Source organism: Pseudomonas sp. LG1E9 (assembly GCF_003290225.1).
In the GTDB taxonomy this organism is placed as follows: domain Bacteria; phylum Pseudomonadota; class Gammaproteobacteria; order Pseudomonadales; family Pseudomonadaceae; genus Aquipseudomonas; species Aquipseudomonas cyclaminis.
Genome location: NZ_CP029983.1, coordinates 1,912,623 through 1,928,397, shown reverse-complemented (window position 1 = coordinate 1,928,397; position 15,775 = coordinate 1,912,623). Strand labels below are relative to the sequence as shown.

The following is a 15,775-nucleotide window of genomic DNA, read 5'->3' as shown; positions in this document are numbered from 1 at the left end:
GCGGTAAAAAAAGGCGGCTACCCTAAACAGGTAGCCGCCTTTTTCATAAACAACACAGATCAATATGTGGTGTTCAGGTGACTAGTGCTCGATCACTTCCCCACGCATCACCGCCAACCGGGCAATCAACCGATTCTGCACCGGCACCGCAATGCCTTCGCTGTCCATCGCCTTGATCAAATCCTCCACCAGCGCATTGAAGTCACTGCGGCTCACGTTCTGGCCCTTGTGACTCTCGGCCATGCTGTCGCCGGTGTAGGTGCACGGCCCGCCGGCTTCGACGCAGAACTGTTCGATCAATTTGTTGCGCAGGCGCTGGATATCGACGCGCCGGAAGCGTTCGACGATGCGCTCATCCCGGGCGATGTTGAGCAGCATGCCTTCGACAATCCGGGTGATGCCGGGCATGGCGCCAAGGTCGCGGTACAGGCTGTCGTCCTTGGGCGGTTGCTGGGCGCAGGCGCTGAGCAGCAGCACCAGGGCGATCGGTAGGAAACGCATCAGAAACTCCCTTGCACCGACAGGTAGGTGCCGTTCTGGTTATCCAAGGTGGCGATCTCCCCAAGCCGGGCATAGGCCAGCACAAACGACAGATGCTTGGTGGGAAAGTAGCCGACAAACACATCGGCCCAGTCGCTTTCGCCGGCGAACGACAGGTTGTCGGGTTTCTCGCGGTACTCCACGCCCACCGCCCAGCGCGGGTTGAACAGCAGCGCCACCGAACCTTCCTTGAGCAGGCTGCGACTGTCACGGCGGTCGCCGCCAAAGCCTAGCAGACCGGTTTCGTTGGCGCGGCTGTAGCGCAGGCTGCCGTTGACGAGCACGTTGTAGCCGAACGCGGCGCCCATGAACAAACGGCTCGCGGCCAGGTAGCCTTCCACGTCGCTGTCGCGCCTGGCACCGACCAGGCTGGGGATGTCGAAGTTGGTCTGGTGCTTGTATTCCAGGCCGAGGGACACCTGGGGCAAATGGTCGTAAATCACATCACCGAACAGGCGCACCTTTACGCCGAGCACATCCTGGCCAAGATTGTCTTCCGGCAGATTGAGCTTGTGCACCAGGCTGCCAAGGTCAAAGCGCTGGCGGGCGAAAGACACTTCGACGCGGTTGTCATAGGCCAGCGCCAGCCCCGCCACGTCCAGCCGATAGTCCGGCAGGTTGACCGTGGTGGCGAACGCCGTCGCGCCCCATTCGTGCTGTTCACCGTAGCCGGCCAGTACCGCCCACGGCGTGATACCGCCGCCCGCCGTGCCCTCGATGCTGCTGGCACCGCCGGTGGCGATCAGGCGGCCGTTATCGGCCAGGGTGGTTTGCACAGTCAGGGCGGCCAGGCAGCCGAGCAATAGAGAAAAACGCACGTCAGCCACTCAATGAACCAGGGAAGTTTGCGCACTGAGGGGCAACGCCACCCAGGCTTCGAAAGCGTCGGCGCTCAAGGGCCGGCTGATCAGGTAACCCTGGGCCGTGTCGCACTGCCAGCGCTCCAGAAGACGCAGACTGTGGGCGTATTCAACGCCCTCGGCGACCACTTTGAGGCCCAGGTTGTGGCTCATCTCGATGGTGGAACGCACGATCACCGCGTCCTCACTGGTTTCATCGAGGTTACGGACAAAGGATTGGTCGATCTTCAACTCTTGCACCGGCAGGCGCTTGAGGTGAGCCAGCGACGAATAGCCGGTGCCGAAGTCATCCACCGACAGACTGATGCCGCAATCACGCAGCAGGTGCAGGACTTTCAGCGCTTTTTCCGGCTCACGCATCACTGCGCTTTCGGTGATTTCGAACACCAGTTGCTCCGCCGGCAAACCATAGCGACGCAGCAACGCCGAGACGCGGTGGGCCAGCTCATCGCCGAGTAAATCGTCCGCCGAGATGTTCAGCGACAACTGCAGGTACAGGCCACGGCGGTTCCATTCACACAGCTGACGAATGCCCTCTTCGATCACCCAGTGGGTCAGCAGTTGAATGCTGCCGGAACGTTCGGCCAGGGGAATGAATTCCGCCGGCGAGACCATGCCGAACTGCGGATGCTGCCAGCGCAACAGGGCTTCAGCCTGACGTACGGTGCCCTGGCGGATGTCCAGCTTGGGCTGGTAATGCAGCAGCAACTGGCCCTGGTTAGGCGCGTGGCGCAGGTCGCGGATCAGGGTGATCTGGCGACGGTGCGCCAGGTCACGGCCGTGCTCGTAGATTTGCAGGCGACCGGGCATTTGCGCGGCGTCTTTCATGGCGATGGCCGCACGCTCAAGCAGGGTGTGCGGGCTTTCACCGTCGGCCGGGAATGCCGCGATACCCAGGCGACAGTCCAGCGCCAAGTCATGGCCGTTGATGCGCTGGGGGCGCAGCAACAGTTGTTGGAGTTTGTCGGCCATGCCCACCGCCTCGTCGCTGCCGGCGCCTTCGAGCAATAGCAGAAACTCGTCGGCGATCAGGTGCGCCAGGGTATCGCCAGGACGCAGTACCGCCTCCAGGCGACGGCAGACGGCCAGCAGCAATTGGTCCACTGCATCCGGCCCGGCGGTTTCGCTGGCGGCACGCAGGTTGTCGATGCCCAGGTAGATCAAGGCGACCGGTCGATTCAACGCAATGGCACTGCCCAGGCGCTCCATGGCCAGTGCGCGGTTCGGCAGGCCGGTGAGGCGATCATGCAAGGCATTGTGGGCAAGCTGCTGTTCGCGCTCGGCGATGCCGCTTTGCATGGAGTTGACCGCACTGGCGAGCAAGCCCAGCTCGTCGCTGCGGGCCAGGGCGACGGGCGTCTGGTAATCGCCCTGACCAATACGCTCGGCCGCCAACGCCAATGCCTGTACCGGACGCGACACGCTACGCGCCAGCAGCAAGGCACCCATCAGCGACGCCAGTAACGCGACCAACGCAATGACCAGGATCTTTTCATCCAACGGCACAAAGGCTTGCATCGCCGCGTCCAGCGGGCTCTGCAGCAAGGCCAGGACTTTGCCGTTTTCATCGCTGGCCAACACCAGCGACTGACTGAGGAAGCTCTGTTCCAGGTGATCGGTGGTGGACACGCCTCGGCGCGTGGAATCGCCCTGCATCAGTGCCTGGATGCTCTCGTGCAGCGCTTGGGGTTGGGTAGTAACCAACTCGCCAGGCTGGTCTTTCTCGATCGCCAGGAACGACACTTCCAGGTTGCTCAACGAACGCAATTCACCGGCGAACGCGCCGTCCATGCTGAAGCCCATCACCACCCGCGCAATCGGCAGCGGCGCCAGCACCGAGGCTTCCACCAGCAGGTGCGGCTTGCCTTGCAGCGGCACGATCAGCATGGCCTGGCGATTGCGCCGGGCTTCGCGCAGCGACTGGTCATAGGTGAAGGTCGAGCCTTCGGGCACTTCGCTCAGAGTACTGGCCAGGACTTTGCCGTCCATGCCCAGCAGGATCATGTCACTGGCGTTGATGCGCTTGCCGTGATTGAGCAGCACCGAGCGCATCGTCGCCGAGTCGCCGCTGGCCACGGCATCGCGAAAACCGAAGTCGGCCGCGAGCAGTTGCACGCCGTCGGCGAGGCGCCGACCGCGTACGTCCAGCAAGCGTTCGAAGACCCGCGCCCCCACATCCAGCTGGGCCAGCGCCTGGCTGCGCACCGCTGAGCTGGTGGCTGCCTTGACGCTGAAATACAGCGCACCGATCACCACCAGCAACAGCAGGATCAGGACGCTGGCGACGCGCGCCTGGAAACTACTGCGCAGTTTCACGGGCAGCTCGATTGAAGGCATCACCAAAGGCGCTTGGCGTGGGCGGAAGGTCTTCGGACGCGGGCTCCAGGGCCAGCACTACGTTGTGGCTCAGGCCTGCGGCGGGCACGTGCAAGGTGCCGCCGTCCAACGGCTGCATATCCTTCAGTTGCGGGTGCCACAGGGTGGCGTGGTAATCACCGGGCGCCAGCTGCTCCAGGCGTACCTGGCCCTGGGCGTTGCTGGCGCCAAAGTGCGGGTCGTCGGTGACGTAGATGTAGCCGAGCATCCAGTCATGAATATTGCAGCCGAGCACCACCACGCCGGGTTTGTCGAACAGCAACGGCTCGGCGGGCGTGCCTTCGTACAGGCGCAATTCGAAACGTTTGGCCGTAGAAAAGGAATACACCTGATGCCGGATGTTATCGCTATTGGGGAAACGCACCTGGGTGCCGGTATGGACCGCCAGCACATGGGGGGCGAAGCGCTGGCCACGTTGGTCCATATTGGCCGTGAGCACGCCGGCCGATGCGGCGGGCGGGCCTTGCAGTGTGACTATCGCATCCGCCACCGGGCTGCCATCGGCCTGCTTGAACGACAGGTCCAGCGTGGCCGCCGAGGCAGAGCCCGCCAGCATCAGCATCAGGGAGATCGAAGGAAAAATTCGGGCCATGGTCGATCCGCAAAAAATGGAAAATGAGCGGCCAGCCTTGGCACAGCGATGTGCGGTCATGATGCCGCAATCAAGGCATAATGCCATCACTCAATAGCGCTGGATACTTGACCGTTGGTCGGTAAATAACTGTGCAAACGGTCAAGCCTTGTAAAGCCTATCGGCCTGGACCATAGAAACTGTAGCAGCGGGTCATCAGACCTGCGCGTGCTCGCAGCGCATCCACCTCTCGAACGCCATGGCATTCAGTGGCCGGCTGATGAGGTAGCCCTGGGCCGTATCGCAGTTCCACTGTTTGAGCAGCTTGAGACTCGGCTCGAACTCCACGCCTTCGGCCACCACCTTAAGCCCCAGGTTGTGGCTCATTTCGATGGTGGAGCGCACGATCACACCATCGCCCGTGGCGCTGTCGAGGTTGCGCACGAACGACTGGTCGATCTTCAACTCCTGCACCGGCAGACGCTGTAATTGCGCCAGCGACGAATAGCCGGTGCCGAAGTCATCCACCGACAGGCTGATGCCACAGTCGCGCAGTTGCTCCAGCACGCTGAGGGCCTGCTGCGGGTTGTGCATGATCGCGCTTTCGGTGATCTCGAAAATCAGTTGCTGGGCCGGCACGTTGTAGCGCGTCAGCAAAGTGGTGACACGGACCGCCAGTTCATCATCGGCCAGGTCGTCCACCGAAATATTCACCGACAGCTGAATAGGCAGTCCGCGCTGCGCCCATTCGCCGATCTGGCGAATCGCTTCTTCAATCACCCACTGGGTCAGGCCACCCATGCTGCCGGTGCGTTCGGCCAGGGGGATGAATTCGGCGGGCGACACCAGCCCCAGCGTCGGGTGCTGCCAGCGCAGCAAGGCTTCGGCCTGGCGTACCTGGCCGTGCAGCAGGTCGAGCTTGGGCTGGTAGCACAGGTACAACTGACCTTCGACGACCGCACGACGCAGGTCGCGGATCAGGCTGATCTGCCGTTGGTGTGCCAGGTCGCGGTCCTGTTGGTAGACCTGCAGATAGCCGGGCAGCGTCGTTGCATCGTGGCGCGCAATCGCGGCGCGGCTGATCAACTCTTCCACGTGCTGGCAGTCGGCGGGGTACGCGGCGATGCCGATACTGACCTCGTGGCGCACTTCGTGACTGCCGATGCGCTGGGGTTCGGTGAGCAGCGCGTAGAGGCGGTCGGCGCGGGCCACGGCGCGGTCGATCTCGGTGTTTTCCAGGAGCAACAGGAATTCGCTGCCGGTGATGCGTGCAGCCGTGTCGCTGGCCAACAGGCTCATGGACAGACACCGGCTGGCTTCGCGCATCATCTCTTCCACGCCTTGCGGGCCGAAGCCTTCGTTGATGACGCGGTAGTTCTCGATGCCCAGATACAGCAACACCACCGGCCGCCGCGCACTGATCGCACTGCCCAGGCGCTCCATTGCCAGGGCGCGATTGGGCAGGCCGGTCAGTGGGTCGTGGAGGGCGTTATGGGCCAGTTGCCGCTCGCGCACGGCGATGCCGCTTTGCATGGCATTGAAGGCACGGGCCAACAGGCCGAATTCATCGTGGCTGCGCACCCGCACCGGCGTGCGGTAGTCACCCGCGCCGATGCGCCCGGCCGCCTCCACCAGCGCGTTGAGCGGGCGCGACACCCGCCGCGCCAGGAACAACGCGCCGGCCAACGACACCAGCAGCACCGCCAGGGCAATCCCGAGGAACTGCCGATCCAGTGGCGCAAAGGATTCCAGTGCGTGGTCCAGCGGGCTTTGCAGCAGTACGCGCACGTCGTCGCCGTCACCGGAGTTGGCGAGCGGCAACACTCGGCTGAGCACGCGCTGACCGTAAAACGACTGGATCTGCGCCTGCGGGTTCAGCGGCGCATCGTGCAGCAGGCTGAGGATGGCGGCCTGATAAGCCTCAGGCTGGGTGCTGAACAAGGGACCAGGCTTGCCGCCCTGCACGCTGAGGAACGAGACCTCCAGGTTGCTCATGGAGCGCAGTTCATTGGCAAACAGTTGGTCCATGGGAAAGCCCATGACGACGCGGGCGATGGGCAATGGATCGAGTACTTGATCCTGCACCAGCAAGTAAGGTCGCCCGTCCAGGGCCACAATCAGCATTTGCAAGCCGTTGCGCCGTGCCTGGCGCAAGGCGTTGTCATAGGGAAAAAGCTGCCCGCGCGTAAAGATGGGCAAGGTGCTGACCACGACCTTGCCCTCCGGGCCCAGTACAAACACTTCGCTGGAGCGGATGCCGGTACCATGCCGCCGCAGCGCGGCCAGAATCGGCACCGTCTTGCCTTCGGCCACGGCCTGCTTGAACGGGCCGTCGGCGGTGAGCCAACCGAGGCCGTATTGCAGGCGACGGCCGCGCAGGTCCAGCAGGCGTTCAAACACCTGGGTTCCGGTTTTCAATTGGACCTGTGCCTGGTTCTCCACCGCGCGGGTGGTGGCGGCCTTGACGGCGAAATAGGTGGCGGCGACCACCACCAGCAGCAGCAACGCCAGCACCCCGGCGATACGGGTTTGGAACGTATGGCGCCACGTCATGGCGGTGCCCTCTGGCAGTGTTCGCCGCTTTCTGCCACTACGTCGTTGTGTCATGTGCATTCCTTGCGACAGCTGACCCGGCGTCAAAAAAACATCTATTTGGAGTGAGTATTTGGTTTGAGGAGATTAGCTGGGAGTTGGGGGGAGTGCATCCAATAAAATCGGGGAGTTGGGTGGCGGTTTATTGGCGACCCTGGGGTTGAGTGTGGGCATATCCGTTATTTGGGTGATGGCGGATATTGGTTCCGCCCTTACGGCGGGTCACTTTGGAAAAGCCCCAAAGTAACCAAAGGGCTCTTGCCCCAACACTCGGCACCTCGCCTAGGCTCGGTGTGCCCTCACTCCGGCTTGAATCCGTGGGCCGCCGCGATGGGCCATCCTTGGCCCAGCGCGGCTAACCCGGCGTCCTGCCGGGTTACCCACGGATTCAAGCCTGCGTTCGGCCAGCGTGTTTAACGGGGCGCCTAAGATCAAGATCACGATCAAAAGCGCAGATCAAAAGACCGCTGACTTCGTCAGCGAAAAGGATGTAAGAGCAAGAGCAAAAGCAGATCTAAAGCAGATCTACAGCAGTCTGAGATCTATCTGATATATGGAGATCAAAATGTGGGAGGGGCGGTGCGACGATTCGACTTGCCCCCGATGGGGGAGTGTCAGCTGATGCAGCTGTGACTGATCCACAGCTATCGAGGGCAAGCCCTCTCCCACATTTTTAACCCAGTACATCCGACACAACACCGGTCGGCTCTAAGGCCGCCGCGCTCTTGCTTTTGATCGGGAATCGCCCCGTCAACCACGATGGCCGGAATTCGATATTGATTTGGGGGGTAAACCGGCAGGGATGCCGGTTTAGCCGCCCTGCGCCATGGATGGCGCGTGGCGGCGGCCCCCCAAATCAATGTCGGATTACGGGCATGCCGAGCCTAGGCGAGGCACCGAGTGGTGGGGCACACATTTTTTATCCGAGCGATCACCCAGCCCACTCAATCAAACACAGCGCGCCCGCATGAAATCCCCCCACCGGCGCACCAGGTAGTTGTGCTCATCCATCACCGAATTCCACACAGCGATATGCCCCATCCGCTGCTCATACGACCCCCCGTCCCGCACCTCACCCACATCAATCAACGGCAACCCATCACTCCCCAACAACTCTTCCCGAGCAGCCTTCCCGGCATACCAATAATCCCACTCAGCGCTGCTCAGGTGATCGCGGCTGCGCGCCGGGTTGCCGATGTAGTAACCCTGGCGGGCCATGACCGCGCCGGGCCAGCCGGACAGCCACCAGTTGAGGTAGGCATAGGCCGCATCCAGCACCGGGCCTTGGGCATGGCGCGACAGCGACAAACCGCCAAACCAGGCGCGATAGCCTTCGCGGGGCACGGCCAGGCGGTATTTCACCCCGGCGCGATGCAAGCGCATCAAGGTCGGCGACCACAGGCTCTGGATATCAACGTTCGGGCTGAGCATCAATTGCGCCGCCTCTTCATCGTCGGACCAGAACGCCGCGAAGTGCCCCTCCTTCTGCTTGCGCACCAGAATGTCAGCCAACACGTCGATCTCTTCGATGCTCATGTTGCCGATGTCGTTAAAACGGGCCAGCCCTGCGCCCTGCACCGCCAGCGCGGCATCCAGGGCGCCGATGGCGGCGTCACTTTGCAGCGCCGTGCGTGCGCGCCAGGCCGGGTCCAGCAGCCAGCCCCAGCTCTCGTTGCCGTGGCAAAAGCCTTCGGGCAGACGCTCGGGGCGGTAGGCGAAACTGTCGGCATTGTGGGTCAGGGGCAGCATGCTGATGCGTTCGGTGACGGTGCTGCCGAGGCTGCCGTCGTGCTGCACGAATAAGCGCTCGCTGGGCACGCTGCCACTGCCCAGGCGGTCGCTGGAGGACAGGCGCCCGCGCTTGGGCAGGTCGTTGATCTCATGCCACAGCGCGATGCGTCGTGTATCGATGGGCTGGATCGCACGGGCCGGCCACACAAAGTCGACGTTGTGAAACCACTGGTCGTACAGGTCGTAGCTGTCGGGCTGCATCACCGCAATGCGCTGGGCCTGTTCGACGTCGTGTACCTGGTAGATCAGCCGAATGCCCAGTTCCTGTTCAGCCCGAACGCGCAAGGTTTCGAGCAAGGTCACGGAGGTGCCGAGGACACGTAGGGTGATCATCCGGCGAACCGCCGCGAGAACGCCTCAAAGGATCGCCGGAGCAGCGCCGGGTCCAGGCCGCGCAGGATAAACACCAGGCGCGATTGCCGATCCGTGCCCGGCCACGCAGGCAGATGGACCGGGGCATGCAGGCAGTGCTGCACGCCATGAATGACGATGGGAGCGTTGCTGGCGTTCACGTTGAGCAGTCCTTTGACGCGAAGGATTCGTTCGCCGTGGCATCTTAACAGCATCGACAACCACACCCCGAAACCCACCCAATCCAGCGGCTGGTCGAAGGTCAGGCTGCACACTTGCGCCGCGCCGTGGGTGGCGCTGGTGGTTTGATGCAGTTGCCAGCGGCTGACTTCCACCGTCGGCTCGGCGCTGCGCAGGCCCTCGCCGAGCAGCAGTTGATCGCCGCTGTGGATGTCATGGGTGTTGAGGATCGGCGTGCCGGCGTTGAGTGCCCGCAGGTGCGCCCGCAGTGGCTCGCAGTCGCCCGCCAGGTCCGTCTTGCTCAGCAGCAAACGGTCCGCGGCCGCCACCTGGGCCAGCCACTCCGGGTGCAGGCGTTCTTGCAGGGCGGCGTGGCTGGCGTCGACCAGAGTGATCACCAGGCCAATGTGAAAACGCCCACGCAATTGCACATCGTTGTTCAGGGTGGCGAGGATCGGCGCCGGGTCGGCCAGGCCGGTGGTTTCCAGGATCACCCGTTTGAACGCAGGTATTTCGCCACGCTCGCGGCGTTGCAACAGGCCGAGCAGCGCGTCCTTGAGTTCGCCACGGATCGAGCAGCACACGCAGCCGCTGGGCAGCAGAACAGTGTCGGGCGCGACTTCTTCGACCAACAGATGGTCGATGCCGACGTCGCCGAATTCATTGATCAGCAGTGCGGTATCGCCAAGGCTTTCGCCTTGCAGCAGGCGCTTGAGCAAAGTGGTCTTGCCGCTGCCGAGGAAGCCGGTGATGACATTCAGGGCGATGCTCATGGGGCGGACTCCAGGTGATCCAACAGCCGGGCATCGAGGGGGTCCAGCGGGCGGCCGAGCATGGTTTCGGCCGCTTGCCAGAGTTGATCCAGGCCGCTCGCCAATGCTTGTTTGCCGGTGGCGCCCAACAGCAGATAGGAAGCGCCCTGGAAGTCTTCGACCTTGAGCCGGAACACCGCCAACACCTGGTTGATCGCCGCAATACGGCGCAGGCGCTCGCGGCGCCGGGGCAATTCGTCGCCCAGGGGGTCGCTCCAGTGCAGGTCTTCGCCGAGCAATCCGCAGAGTCCGCACATGGCTACACCTCACTCATGGCATGACGTCGCCGGAGTTCGGGCCCAGGGTCTGGCCGACGAACAGATTGCCGCCCGGCTCGCTGGCGAGCAGCACGGCGGTGGGCGCGACTTCATCCGCCAAACCGAAGCGGCCCAGGGGCAGTTCGGCGGCCTTGGCGCGCTTCCAGTCGTCGCTGATACCGCCGACCAAAGGCGTTTCAATCGGGCCGGGGGCGATGGCGTTGACCAGCACATTGTCCTTGGCCACTTCCAGCGCCAGGGATTTGGTAAAGCCGATCACGCCGGCCTTGGCGGCTGCGTAGTGAGTCAGTTCGGCGCCGCCCTTGATGCCCAGTTGCGAGGCCACATTGATGATCCGCCCCCAACGCTGCGCGACCATGTGAGGCAAGGCGCGCTGGCTGGCGACGAACACACTGGTGAGGTCGACGCGCAGCATGTCGTTCCACATTTCGATGGACAGATCGACGCAACGCGCCTGGGTCAGCATGCCGGCGTTGTTGACCAGAATGTCGATGCCGCCGAAGTGTTCGACGCAACGGTCGACACTGGCTTGGGCGCCTTCGACGGTGCCCACATCGGCCAGGCATTCAAAGACCTCGGCGCCGAGGTTGCGGCAGGTGATCGCGGTTTCGGCGAGGCTGGCCGCGTTGCGGTCGGCCAGCACCAGCCGCGCGCCTTCGGCAGCGTAGGCACGGGCGATGGCGGCGCCAATGCCGCTGCCAGCGCCAGTGATCACGGCCCGGCGGTTAGTCAGTTGGTTCATGCAAAAACTCCTGAAAAAAACCACTTCCAATGTGGGAGGGGGCAAGCCCCCTCCCACATTTTGATCGAGTACACCTGTTAGTCAGGCCAGCGCACAGTGAGGCCGCCGTCGATGACGATGCTCTGCCCGGTCAGATAACTCGACGCCTCACTGGTCAAAAACTGCACCAGCGACGCCACCTCATCCGCCCGCCCTACCCGGCCCAACGGAATCGCCCGCGCTGCTTTCGCCAAGCCCTCCGGCCCCAGCGAGTTTTTCGCGTCCAGGGACTGCGGCGTCTCGATCAACCCAGGGATCACCGCATTGCAACGAATGCCCAAGCCCGCCAATTCCACCGCCAGCGACCGGCACAAGCCCGGCACACCGGCCTTGGCGGCGGCATAGTGCGAGTGTTCCTGCCAGCCGTACACGCCACCGGCAATCGAGGAAATCGCCACCAGCGCGCCGCCTTCCTTCATGTGCCGCGTCGCCGCACGGAAGGTGCGCATCACCCCCGTCAGGTCGACGTTGAGCATCTCGTCCCACAGCGCATCGGTCATCTCCAGCAGCGGCGCGCGACGCAGCAAGCCGGCGTTGGCGACCGCGTAATCCAACCGGCCGAAGTGCTGCACGGCCTGTGCGGCCAGGGCGTCCACCGAAGCGGTATCGCCCACGTCCAGCGGCAACATCAGGCATTCGCCACCGGCCTGTTCCACCAGGTCGACAGTGGCTTGCGGGTCGTGCGGGTCGGCCGGGTAATACCCGCCCACCACTGCCACGCCGCTGCGCGCATAGGCCACGGCGAGGGCTTGACCGATGCCGCTGGCGGCACCGGTAATCAAGGCAACTTTACGACTCATCAATGGCTCCTTATTGAACGGTTTCCGGACGCACATGGCGGGCGGCAAACATCAACATGCCGGACAGGAAGCACGGCAACGCGCCGAACCACAGCGCAGCGGTCTGCCAGTCGCTGCCGGCGGACAACACTTGGGTCGCACCGAAGCCTGCGACCACTGCACCAATCGGCCCCATGGCATGGATGATTGCGCCACCGGTGGCGCGGATGCTGGTGGGGAAACTTTCGCTGATAAAGAACAGCGCCGCCGAGTACGGCCCGATCAGGAAGAACAGGCCCAGGCTGTAAAGCCCGACCACCATGGCCATGTTGCTTGGGCCGAACAGCATGCCGGCGAACGACAGCCCGCCGAGCATCCAGCCCAGGCCGATCACGTTGCGGCGGCCGATCTTGTCGCCCATCCAGCCATGGCTGAGGTAGCCGCAGTAACCCACCAGGTTCGACAGCACGAGGATGATCAACGAGTTCTCGAACGAGATGTGGTGCACGCTGACGATCACCGACGTGCCAAGCACGCTGAACACCTGGATCGCTGCCCAGTTGAGCAGCAGCGCCGCGCCGATCACCAGCGTGGCGCGACGGGCCGGGCCACGGAACGCCGCTTTGAGGCCAGCCTTGCTGTGTTCGTCGTAATCCACGCCGTAGGTCACGGCGACGTTCTGCGCTTCTTTCACCGCGCCGCTTTTACGCAGTTCGCTGATGCGCTGGTGGATCTGGAACTGTGGGCTCTCCTTGAGCTTGCGCGCCATGATCGCGATCACTACCGCAGGGATCGCGGCGAAAATGAAGCAGCCCTGCCAGCCGATGATCGGCAGCAGCAACGCGGTCAAACCGGCGGCGATCAACGCACCGACCGGCCAGCCGCCCTGCACCAGGCTGTAGATGAAACCGCGGCGTTTGGTCAGGCGCGGGTCTTCCGAGGCGCCATACAGTTCGGTCAAATAAGTGGCGTTGACGGTTTCCTCGGCATACCCCAGGCCACCCAGCGAACGGATCAGAATCAGCGGCGACTTGCCCCACGCGCCGCCAATGGCCGTCAGCGCCGAGCACAGCGCAGAGCCGGCCACGGTGAAAATAATCCCTTTACGGCGGCCCAATTTATCCACGATTGGGCCGATGGCCAGGGCAACCACGGCAGTACCCACCGCCACCCAGGTCGCGATTTCAGCTTGCTCCACTTCACCCCAGCCAAAGTGTCGGCCGATCTCCGGCAACAACGTGCCGAACAGGATGAAGTCATACACCGCAAACACCCAGGCAAAAAACGCGATCCAGGTGGCGAAGCGCACTTCCTGGGACGTCAGTTGCCGGGGTTTCCAGCCAGTCAGGTCAAGCTTGTTGTAGATGGACATAATCGCGCCTCGGGAGGTGGGGGCTGCTTGGGTTGGGATCAGGTACGCGGCTGGCGGCGGATAAAGTCGTCGGCGATTTCGTCGAAGGTGACGAAGCGCACGCCGGCATGGCTCTGGATGTGTTCGATCAGGCGCTCAAGCATCAACAGCACTTGCGGGCGGCCGGACACGTCGGGGTGAATGGTCATGGTGAACACCGCGTGTTCGTGTTCGCGGTAGACCCAGTCGAACTGGTCGCGCCACATTTCTTCCAGGTGACGCGGGTTGACGAAGCCGTGGCTGTTGGGGGCTTTCTTGATGAACATCATCGGCGGCAGGTCGTCCAGGTACCAGTTGGCCGGGATCTCCACCAGGTCGGTTTCTTCGCCGCGTACCAAGGGTTTCATCCAGGTGTCGGGGTGCTGGCTGTAGTCGATCTTGGTCCAGCTGTCGCCCTTGCGCACGTAGTAGGGATGGAAGTCGTTGTGCATCAGGCTGTGGTCGTACTTGATGCCTTTTTTCAGCAGCAGTTCGTTGGTGACCTTGCTGAATTCCCACCACGGCGCGACGTAGCCGGTCGGGCGCTTGCCGGTGACCTGGGTGATCAGCTCGATGGATTTATCGAGGACGATTTCTTCCTGCTCGGCCGTCATCGCGATGGGGTTTTCGTGGCTGTAGCCATGCACGCCGATTTCGTGACCGGCGTCGGCCACCGCCTTCATCTGCTCGGGGAAGGTTTCCATCGAATGGCCGGGAATAAACCAGGTGGTGCGCAGGCCGTAGCGTTCGAACAATTTGAGCAGGCGCGGCGCGCCGATTTCACCGGCGAACAGGCCACGGGAGATGTCGTCCGGCGAGTCTTCGCCGCCGTAGGAACCGAGCCAGCCGGCGACGGCATCCACGTCGACGCCGAATGCACAGAGAATGTCTTTAGCCATGATGTGTCTCCTTAAATGTTGAGTACGGATTCGACAGACAAGGCCGCGCGCAACAGCCGCGCGTCCTCCCCCGTCGGGGCGCTGAGCAGCAGCCCGGTGGGCAGGCCCTGGGCGTCGCGGCCGCTGGGCACACTGACGCCTGGCATGTCGAGCAAACTGCCGGGCATGGTCAGGCGCAGGGTGGCGAGGTTGGTGCTGATGAACAGGTCATCGTCGGCTTCCAGCGGTGCCAGTGGCGGCGCGACATGGGCCACGGTGGGGGTGATCAGGATCGCGCCGTCGAGGTCGTCGAGCAGTTGCTGTTGCAGGCGGCGGCGCGCATCGGTCAGGTGGATAAGTTGGCTGGCCGGCAACGTGCGCGCAGCTTCAAGGCGGCGGCGCACACGGGGGTCGAGTTGCTCGGCATCGGCGCTGTCGAGCAGGCTCTGGTGCAGGGCGAAGGCTTCGAAGGATCCGAGCCAGCCGTGGTGTTTGATCAGGTCGAGGGTGGCCTGGAAGGTCGGGCATTCACGTTCTTCGATCAGCGCGCCTTGGGCCTGGAGTTGCGCCACGGCGCGCAGCAGGTTGTTGCGCACCGCAGGCTCGACGTCCTGCTGCGCCAACACAAAGTGCTGACCCTTGAGGCTGCGGGCGTTGTGGGTCTGGGCGCGGCCATGGAGCAGGTCGTCGATGGCCAGCGCATCACGCACGCTGCGGGTCAGCGGGCCGAGGCTGTCGAGGGTGTGGGCCAGGGGAAACACGCCGTCACGGCTGTAGCGCCGACTGCTGCTGCGATAGCCGACCAGGCCGTTGAGGGCGGCCGGGATGCGAATGGAGCCAGCGGTGTCGGTGCCCATGGCAATCGGCACAATCCCGGCGGCCACGGCCACGGCCGAACCCGAGGACGAGCCGCCGGGAATACGCGCTTGGTTCGCCCCATGAGGGTTGTGCGGCGTGCCGAAATGCGGGTTCAGGCCCAGGCCGGAATACGCCAGTTCGCTGAGGTTGGTTTTGCCGACGCTGACCATCCCGGCGCGGCACAGCAGGCCCACGCTCGGCGCATCGAGCAAGGCAGCAGGCGCGTTGCGCCGGTAAGCCGCGCCGGCGGTGGTGACGCTGCCAGCCACGTCGAACAGGTCTTTCCAGGCCACGGGCACACCGTCGAACCTGCTCAAAGGTTGGCCGGCGCGCCACCGGGCAGCGGACGCTTCGGCTTCACGGCGGGCGCGCTCGGCGGTCAGGGAAATGAAAACGCTGGCCAAGCGGCTCGCTTGATCGAGTGCCTGTTCGAGGGCTTGCACCGGGTCGCTGCGACCGCTGGCGAAATCCTCGGCCATTGACGTGGCGTCTGACATCAGGAAAACCTCGTAAAACGTACATATTCATAAAATGTACATCTTACAAAGGCAGCTTTCGTGCCAGTCTCTATTTTGCCTCGTGGAGCTGATTGCGGTTTTCCGTCCAGAACTGCGGGATAGATGGTTTGGATAAGGGCAAAAAAGTCTTGCGTTGCGTTCGTGAGTCGCCCTCAATGAAATAATGTATCTTTTATTAATAAGTACATTTTGGTGCAGAAAAGTAACAGCCGTCACTTTC

General features: G+C 63.2%; 13 protein-coding genes. All 13 read right to left on the bottom strand.

Annotated elements, in window-relative coordinates; genetic code table 11:
- Window positions 1-81 precede the first annotated feature (81 nt).
- The 13 genes from DNK50_RS09050 to DNK50_RS08985 all read right to left on the bottom strand — a co-directional run bounded on the left by DNK50_RS09050 (window position 82) and on the right by DNK50_RS08985 (window position 15,534).
- Window positions 82-501: a group 1 truncated hemoglobin gene (locus DNK50_RS09050; RefSeq protein ID WP_099583533.1), complete on the bottom strand. Its 420-nt coding sequence runs from the start codon at window positions 499-501 to the stop codon at window positions 82-84.
- Entirely contained in the window at window positions 501-1,358 is an 858-nt protein-coding gene (locus tag DNK50_RS09045; RefSeq protein WP_112193648.1) for a DUF3034 family protein, read from the bottom strand. Before DNK50_RS09045 ends, DNK50_RS09050 begins: the two co-directional genes overlap by 1 nt.
- Before the next feature lie 9 nt (window positions 1,359-1,367).
- The gene (locus tag DNK50_RS09040) at window positions 1,368-3,716 is read right to left on the bottom strand and encodes an EAL domain-containing protein (protein ID WP_112193645.1); all 2,349 of its coding nucleotides are present in this window, start codon (window positions 3,714-3,716) and stop codon (window positions 1,368-1,370) included.
- Window positions 3,700-4,368, bottom strand: coding sequence for a methylamine utilization protein (locus DNK50_RS09035; protein ID WP_112193643.1), 669 nt, complete (start codon window positions 4,366-4,368; stop codon window positions 3,700-3,702). The genes DNK50_RS09040 and DNK50_RS09035 overlap by 17 nt, the downstream gene beginning before the upstream one ends.
- Before the next feature lie 195 nt (window positions 4,369-4,563).
- Window positions 4,564-6,900 carry a bifunctional diguanylate cyclase/phosphodiesterase gene (locus DNK50_RS09030; protein ID WP_112193641.1) on the bottom strand — a complete coding sequence of 779 codons (2,337 nt, stop codon included), beginning with the start codon at window positions 6,898-6,900 and terminating at the stop codon, window positions 4,564-4,566.
- Between the two features lie 987 nt (window positions 6,901-7,887).
- A complete protein-coding gene (locus DNK50_RS09020; protein WP_112193637.1) occupies window positions 7,888-9,063 on the bottom strand; it encodes a PotD/PotF family extracellular solute-binding protein in 1,176 nt (391 codons plus the stop codon).
- Window positions 9,060-10,034, bottom strand: a complete 975-nt coding sequence (locus DNK50_RS09015; protein WP_099585020.1) for a GTP-binding protein — start codon at window positions 10,032-10,034, stop codon at window positions 9,060-9,062. Before DNK50_RS09015 ends, DNK50_RS09020 begins: the two co-directional genes overlap by 4 nt.
- Window positions 10,031-10,330 carry a hypothetical protein gene (locus DNK50_RS09010; protein ID WP_099585019.1) on the bottom strand — a complete coding sequence of 100 codons (300 nt, stop codon included), beginning with the start codon at window positions 10,328-10,330 and terminating at the stop codon, window positions 10,031-10,033. Before DNK50_RS09010 ends, DNK50_RS09015 begins: the two co-directional genes overlap by 4 nt.
- 13 nt (window positions 10,331-10,343) lie before the next feature.
- A complete protein-coding gene (locus DNK50_RS09005; RefSeq protein ID WP_112193635.1) occupies window positions 10,344-11,093 on the bottom strand; it encodes an SDR family NAD(P)-dependent oxidoreductase in 750 nt (249 codons plus the stop codon).
- 77 nt (window positions 11,094-11,170) lie between these two features.
- Window positions 11,171-11,932, bottom strand: a complete 762-nt coding sequence (locus DNK50_RS09000) for an SDR family NAD(P)-dependent oxidoreductase (protein ID WP_099585017.1) — start codon at window positions 11,930-11,932, stop codon at window positions 11,171-11,173.
- 10 nt (window positions 11,933-11,942) lie between these two features.
- Window positions 11,943-13,283 (bottom strand): MFS transporter, encoded by a 1,341-nt coding sequence (locus tag DNK50_RS08995; protein ID WP_099585016.1) that lies wholly within the window; start codon window positions 13,281-13,283, stop codon window positions 11,943-11,945.
- A gap of 38 nt (window positions 13,284-13,321) precedes the next feature.
- On the bottom strand, window positions 13,322-14,200 hold the full coding sequence (locus tag DNK50_RS08990; protein ID WP_003234086.1) for a polysaccharide deacetylase: 879 nt from the start codon (window positions 14,198-14,200) through the stop codon (window positions 13,322-13,324).
- Between the two features lie 11 nt (window positions 14,201-14,211).
- Window positions 14,212-15,534: an amidase gene (locus tag DNK50_RS08985; protein ID WP_112193633.1), complete on the bottom strand. Its 1,323-nt coding sequence runs from the start codon at window positions 15,532-15,534 to the stop codon at window positions 14,212-14,214.
- Window positions 15,535-15,775: the final 241 nt, after the last annotated feature.